7 protein-coding genes and 1 pseudogene are annotated in these 6,350 nt (G+C 63.1%); 7 read left to right on the top strand and 1 reads right to left on the bottom strand.

Annotated features, from left to right (window positions below; genetic code table 11):
• Window positions 1–160: 160 nt before the first annotated feature.
• Window positions 161–400, bottom strand: a complete 240-nt coding sequence (locus AC6JBC_RS18195) for a hypothetical protein (protein WP_498026849.1) — start codon at window positions 398–400, stop codon at window positions 161–163.
• Between the two features lie 39 nt (window positions 401–439).
• Between AC6JBC_RS18195 and AC6JBC_RS18190 the strand changes: the two genes are divergently transcribed.
• The 7 genes and pseudogenes from AC6JBC_RS18190 to AC6JBC_RS18160 all read left to right on the top strand — a co-directional run bounded on the left by AC6JBC_RS18190 (window position 440) and on the right by AC6JBC_RS18160 (window position 6,340).
• On the top strand, window positions 440–658 hold the full coding sequence (locus AC6JBC_RS18190) for a hypothetical protein (protein ID WP_498026522.1): 219 nt from the start codon (window positions 440–442) through the stop codon (window positions 656–658).
• A 68-nt stretch (window positions 659–726) separates the two neighbouring features.
• The gene (locus AC6JBC_RS18185) at window positions 727–1,167 is read left to right on the top strand and encodes a hypothetical protein (RefSeq protein ID WP_498026523.1); all 441 of its coding nucleotides are present in this window, start codon (window positions 727–729) and stop codon (window positions 1,165–1,167) included.
• A 441-nt stretch (window positions 1,168–1,608) separates the two neighbouring features.
• Entirely contained in the window at window positions 1,609–2,592 is a 984-nt protein-coding gene (locus AC6JBC_RS18180) for a VOC family protein (RefSeq protein WP_498026126.1), read from the top strand.
• A gap of 48 nt (window positions 2,593–2,640) precedes the next feature.
• A pseudogene (locus AC6JBC_RS18175) lies at window positions 2,641–3,539 on the top strand (CoA transferase subunit A).
• Between the two features lie 11 nt (window positions 3,540–3,550).
• Window positions 3,551–4,348 (top strand): CoA-transferase subunit beta, encoded by a 798-nt coding sequence (locus AC6JBC_RS18170; protein WP_498026124.1) that lies wholly within the window; start codon window positions 3,551–3,553, stop codon window positions 4,346–4,348.
• A 1-nt stretch (window position 4,349) separates the two neighbouring features.
• Window positions 4,350–5,252: an enoyl-CoA hydratase gene (locus AC6JBC_RS18165; protein ID WP_498026503.1), complete on the top strand. Its 903-nt coding sequence runs from the start codon at window positions 4,350–4,352 to the stop codon at window positions 5,250–5,252.
• Entirely contained in the window at window positions 5,252–6,340 is a 1,089-nt protein-coding gene (locus AC6JBC_RS18160; RefSeq protein WP_498026506.1) for an NAD(P)H-dependent flavin oxidoreductase, read from the top strand. The genes AC6JBC_RS18165 and AC6JBC_RS18160 overlap by 1 nt, the downstream gene beginning before the upstream one ends.
• Window positions 6,341–6,350: the final 10 nt, after the last annotated feature.

Below are 6,350 nucleotides of genomic sequence, written 5' to 3'. Positions count from 1 at the left end.
TAGCTCTTGCGGGTCACTTCACTGGCCATGGGGATCGTTCCTTTGGGGCATCATGCGAAAAGCTTGGCCCTGGGTCTTGCCTGAGGGGGAGCTGGTTTTCCAGTCCCGCTGAACGTGACGGCAAGGCTGGAGCGCGCGGCGCGCGCTCCAGCGCAAGACGCTAGATAAAGGTGAAGGCGGGCGGTTCGCCGTTCATCGTGCCGATGACGTCGCTGGTGCGGTTGGCCGGGTCGTTGGCGACATGGGCGCGCGCGGCGTGGAGGTCGAGCCAGGGCTGGAGGATCGGGCTCGACATGTAGACCGCCCGGCCGCCCAAGAGCTTGACCATGCCGTCGGCCAGTTCCGCCATGCGGCGCACGACATTGGCGGACTGGTAGGCAAAGAGCGCGCGATTTTCCATCGGGACGGGCTCATTGCGGCCAGCATAGTCCATCGTTCGTTGAAGGTGGTCCTGTGGGTCAGCTCCATCTCATTGGTCTCGGCGATCGCGCGGGCGATGGCGGCGTGGAGATTGGGGTCGGCCTTGGACGCCTTGCCGGTGTTGGTCGAAACGCGGCTTGCCATGATCTCCATCGCGGCCGAGGTGGCGGCGCGGATACCGCCGAAGGCGGCGCTGGAGACCGAGCGGATGAAGAGCTGCGCCCAGGGGATGCGGTAGAGGGGCGCTGTGTTGGTTTCCTGACCCGGATTGGTGCCGGCAAAGCCGTCGCTCGCCTTGTGGGTGCGATGTTCGGGCACGAAGACGCGCTCGACCACGATGTCGAAGCTGCCGGTGCCCTGGAGACCGAACGTATCCCAGGTGCCTTCGATCACCTGATAGTCGGAGCGCGGCAACAGGAAGGTGCGCATGTCGGGCGGGCCGCCATCGGTGTCGAAATTGATCGCGCCCAAGAGCACCCAACCGCAATGCGAGGAGCCCGACGAGAAGCCCCAGCGGCCCGACAGGTAAAAGCCGCCATCGACCTTTTCCACCTTGCCGACCGGCTGATAGGTGGAGGAGACGAGCATGTCGGGATTATCGCCCCACACTTCCTTCTGCGCCTCGTCATGGAAGAGGGCGAGTTCATAGGGGTGGCAGCCCAGCACGCCGTAGATCCAGCCTGTCGACATGCAGCCTTCGGCGAGCGCCTTCTGGATTTCGAAGAAGACATTGGGTGCATCTCATAGCCGCCATAGCGCTTGGGCTGGAGCACGCGGAAGAAGCCTGCCGCCTTCATCTCGGCAACGGTCTCGGGGGGCACGTCATGGGCGATCGTGCAGGCGCGCGCGCGTTCCCGCAGCGTCGGGATCATCGCCTTGGCTTTGGCAATCAGGCTTTCGGGCGAAGCTATCCCGGCATTCGCCTCGTCAATGGGTCGGCTTGCTACTGCCCCGGTCATGATCTTCTCCATTGTAGGCGACTCTTCTTCAAATTTGCTATATGCGTAGTTTATGTAAATTGCTATTACGCAAACTGTCAAGGCAAACAGGGCTTGCGCATTTGGGTCGATGCTTATAGGCGGATCTGGAACGAATTGCCATAAGCTCGTTGAGCGCGCAGATTGCGCCTCCCCATATAAGCGCAAAACATGCGGCAGTGCTTGCCATATGCGGATGGGGGAGGCCATTTTGAAACGCTCTGCGGGAATATGGTCGGCAGACAGGAAGAAGGGCGAGGCGGCGGAAATGGCAGTGATATCGCTGGGCTATGTGGTGATCGAGGCGCAGGACCTGGGATCCTGGCAGGATTTTGCCTGCAATATCGCAGGCCTCATGGCCGCCCCCTCCCCCAATGACGATGTCGCGCTGTTCCGCATGGACGACCGGCCCTACCGCCTGTGGGTGGAGAAGGGCGCGGCCGACCGGTTCGTGGCGCCAGGCTGGGAATGCGCGAATCGCGAGGCGTTCGAATCGCTGCTGGAAAGGCTCGAGGCGGCAGGCCGCCCGGTGGAACGCGCAGGCGTCATGGAAGCGCGTGGCCGTCAGGTCTATGAACTGGCCCGCTCGTCGGACCCGGCAGGCAATCCCATGGAGCTCTTCTACGGCCGCTTCGTCGACTATGCCCCCTTCACCTCGCCCGCAGGCGTCAGCCGCTTCGTGACCGGCAGCCCCCATGGCGCGGATGGCGACATGGGGATGGGCCATGTCGTGCTGACCGCCCCCAATTTCGAGGAAACCCATGCTTTCTATAAAAGCGTGATGGGTTTTGGCGACACCGACCTTGGCCGCTTCTATCTGATGGGTGGCGGGCCTGACGACCCGGGCATCGGCTTTGCCTTCCTGCACTGCAACCCGCGCCACCACAGCCTGGCGCTGGGGCAGCTGCCCGAAAGCCCCAATGGCGCGGTGCACATGATGCTGGAGGTCGGCTCCCTGGAGGATGTCGGCCGCGCCTATGACCGGGTCTTGAAGAGCAAGGGCAAGGTGCCCCTCTCGGCAACGCTGGGCCGTCATGTCAATGACAAGATGACCTCTTTCTACATGCAGACACCAGGCGGCTTTGACATCGAATATGGCTGGAATGGCCTGGTAATAGACCCGGACACATGGGTGCCCACCACCAGCCTTTCGGTAAGCGACTGGGGCCATAAATGGGCTCATGAGCAAGATTAACTGGTAGGACTATTTGCAGGGCAAGCCCTGCAGGACTGACGCAAAAGGATGACTGACACTATGCTCGACAAGCGCATGACGGTGGACGACATCGTCGACCAGATTTCCGACGGGATGACCATCGGCATCGGTGGATGGGCCACCCGCCGCAAGCCCATGGCGCTGATCCGCGCCATCGCCCGCTCGAACCTGAAGGACCTGACCGTCATGGCGGGCTATGGCGGCATGGACATCGGCCTGCTCGCCGCGACCGGCAAGATCAAAAAGCTCGTCTTCGCCTTTGCCAGCCTCGACCATTATCCGCTCGAGCCCCATTTCCGCAACGCCCGCCAGGCGGGCGCCTTTGAAGTGCTCGAGCTTGACGAGGGCATGTATCATTGGGGCCTGCGCGCAGGCGCGATGAAGCTGCCCTTCCTGCCGACGCGCGTCGGCATCGGCACCGACATCATCACGCAAGACGGCTTCGACTTCAAATTTGTGAAGAGCCCCTATGCCGATGGCGAGGAATTCGTCGCCATGCCAGCGCTGGTGCCCGACATTGCCCTCATCCATGCCCATCGTTCCGACGAGCGCGGCAATTTGCTGACGCTCAGCAAGGACGCGCTGTTCGACGAACTGCTGGTGCGCGCTGCGGCAAGAGCTACGCCACGGTCGAGAAGATCGTGCCGACCGGCGAGCTCGATATGCAGAAGAACAGCCGCTACAATCTGGTCGAGCGGGCGATGATCACCGGCGTGGCAGAGGCGCCGCTGGGCGCGCATCCCGCAAGCGCCGATCCCGACTATCAGCTCGATCTCAAGCACATCAAGACCTATGTCGAAAGCGCCGCCTCGCCCGAAGCCTGGGCCGAGTATAAGGCGAAGTTCATCGATGTGTCCGAAGCCGATTATCAGGCAGCGATCGGCGGCGAAGACGCCGTCAAGCAGCTCCCCGTTCCTATTTACTAAGCGAGAGACCCATGACCCAGAACAGCTATTCGCTCGCTGAACTCGTCATCGCCGCCTGCGCCGAGGTGTGGCGCAGTGATGGCGAGGTGATGGCGACCGGCATCGGCCCCCTGCCCCGCATCGGCGCAGGCCTTGCCAAGCTGAGCTTTGCCCCCGCGATCCAGACCACCGACGGCGAATGCTTCTATACCAGCGAACCCGTCGGCCCCGGCAAACGCACCGCCGAACCGGAATTTGAAGGCATCGCCAATTATGACCGCGTCTTCTCCGCCCTGTGGAGCGGCCGCCGCCACGCACTGGTCGGCCCGGTGCAGATCGACCGTTTCGGCCAGGCGAACATCTCGGTGATCGGCGACCATAAGAAGCCCAAGGCCGCGATGCTCGGCGCGCGCGGCTTTCCGGGCAATTCGATCAGCCATCCCAACAGCTTCTTCTTTGCCAGCCACAACAAGCGGGCGTTCGTCGAAGGCGAGGTCGATTTCGTCTGCATGGCGGGCTACAACCCGGCGCGCTATCGCAATGGCGCTCCGCCCCAGGGCCTGGACCTGCGCCAGATCATCACCAATCTGTGCGTGATGGACTTTGGCGGCCCCGATCACCAGATCCGCGTGATCTCGCTGCATCCGGGCGTCACCTTCGAGGAAGTGCAGGACAATACCGGCTTCCCGCTTGCCAAGGTTGAGGGTGAAATTCCCACCACCCCTGCACCTACGCCTGAGCAACTGGACCTGATCGCGAAGATCGACCCCAACAATGTCCGCGCCACCGTGTTCAAGGACAATCCGGCCGGAGACAGAAGGGCAGCCTGACATGAATGAAGTTGATCGCCTGGTCGAACCGCAGCAGGTCGACATTGTTTACGAGACCGACGAGCCGGTCACCTATGAGGTGATCGACCATGTCGCATGGATCATGATGAACCGTCCGGGCTTCAACAATGCCCAGAACGGCCAGATGACCTACGCGCTCGACGACGCCTTCATCAAGGCGACGAACGACGATGACGTCCGCTGCATCGTGCTGGGCGGCAACGGCAAGCATTTCTCGGCCGGGCATGACATCGGCACGCCGGGCCGCGACGTGCACAGGCATTTCGAGAACCGGCTGATGGTGCCGGGTCATGTCAACAAACCTGCCGCGGAACTGCTCTACACCCGCGAGAAGGAACAATATGTCGGCATGTGCCGGCGCTGGCGCGATACGCCCAAGCCCACCATTGCCATGGTGCAGGGGGCGTGCGTCGCGGGCGGGCTGATGCTCGCCTGGGTATGCGACCTGATCGTCGCCACCGACGACGCCTTCTTCCAGGACCCGGTCAACCGCATGGGCATTCCGGGCGTCGAATATTTCGCCCACGCCTATGAGCTCCCCCCGCGCATCGCCAAGGAATTCCTGCTGCTGGGCGAGCGAATGAGCGCGCAGCGGGCCGAGCAGTTCGGCATGGTCAACAAGATCGTGACCCGCGAGGCGCTGCGCGAGACGGTGGCGGCGATGGCCGCCAAGCTCGTGGCGCAACCCCGCCTTGGCAACTGGCTGACCAAGCAGGCGATCAACCATGTCGAGGAGCTGATGGGCAAGCGCAACGCGATGGAAGCGCAATATCATATGCACCATTTCGCCCATGCCCAGAATGACCTCGTCCAGGGCAGCTCGATCGCGGGCCTCGACGCCAAGAAGATGGCCGAGGCGAATAAGAAGCAGGCGAGCGAATGATGGGCGATCCGCTGCATACGGTGCTGACCGAGCGGCTTGGCTGCCGCTGGCCGATCATCCAGACCGCGATGGGATGGGTGGCGGAACCCAGCCTCGTCATCGGGTCGAGCAATGCAGGCGCGTTCGGCTTTTTGGGCGCAGCGGTGATGACGCCGGACGAAGCGCGCGAGAAGATCCTGGCTGTCCGCAATGGCACCGACAAGCCTTTCGGCGTCAATTTCCACAGCTTTCAGCCCGGCGCAGACCAAATCGTCGAGCTGATCCTCGCCAACAAGGATCAGGTGCGCGCGGTCAGCTTCGGGCGTGGTCCCAATGCCAAGATGATCGGCCGCTTCAAGGATGCAGGGATCCTCTGCATCCCGACCGTCGGCGCGGTCAAGCATGCGCAGAAGATGGTGGAGCTGGGCGTCGACATGGTCAATGTGCAGGGCGGCGAAGGCGGCGGGCATACGGGCTCGGTGCCCACCACCGTGCTGCTCCCCCAGGTATTGGACGCCGTCAACGTGCCGGTGATCGCGAGCGGCGGCTTTGCCGACGGGCGCGGCCTCGCCGCAGCGCTCGCCTATGGCGCGGTCGGCATCGCCATGGGCACGCGCTTCCTTTTGACCAAGGAAAGCCCGGTGCCCGACAGCGCCAAGGCGGAATATCTGAAAGCCTCGACCGACCGCATCGTCGTCACCACCAAGCTTGACGGCATCCCGCAGCGGATGGTGCGCACCAAGCTGATGGACAAGATCGAAAAGTCCGGAAAGCTCGCCATGTGGCTGCGCGCGCTGGAAGCGAGCGCGGCGATGAAGAAGCTGAGCGGGGCGAGCTGGATCGACATGATCAAGTCGGCCAAGGGCATGACCGGCCATGGTCAGGTGCCGCTCAAACAGGCGATGATGGCCGCGACCATGCCGATGCTGATCCAGAAGGCGGTGGTCGAGGGCGACATCGAACATGGCGTGATGGCGACCGGCGTGGTCGGCGGACGCATTGATGAAATACCCAGCTGCCAGGAGCTGGTCGACCGCATCGTCAGCGAGGCGCATGAGCGGCTGAACGCGCTGGCCGCACTGGGCCGCGAGGCCGCAAGCGCGGCCTGAGGAGAGGAAG

The sequence above is a fragment of the Sphingobium sp. RC1 genome, from assembly GCF_059738765.1.
Note: the sequence above shows the minus strand (reverse complement) of the source record. Positions and strands in the feature narration are given on the sequence as shown.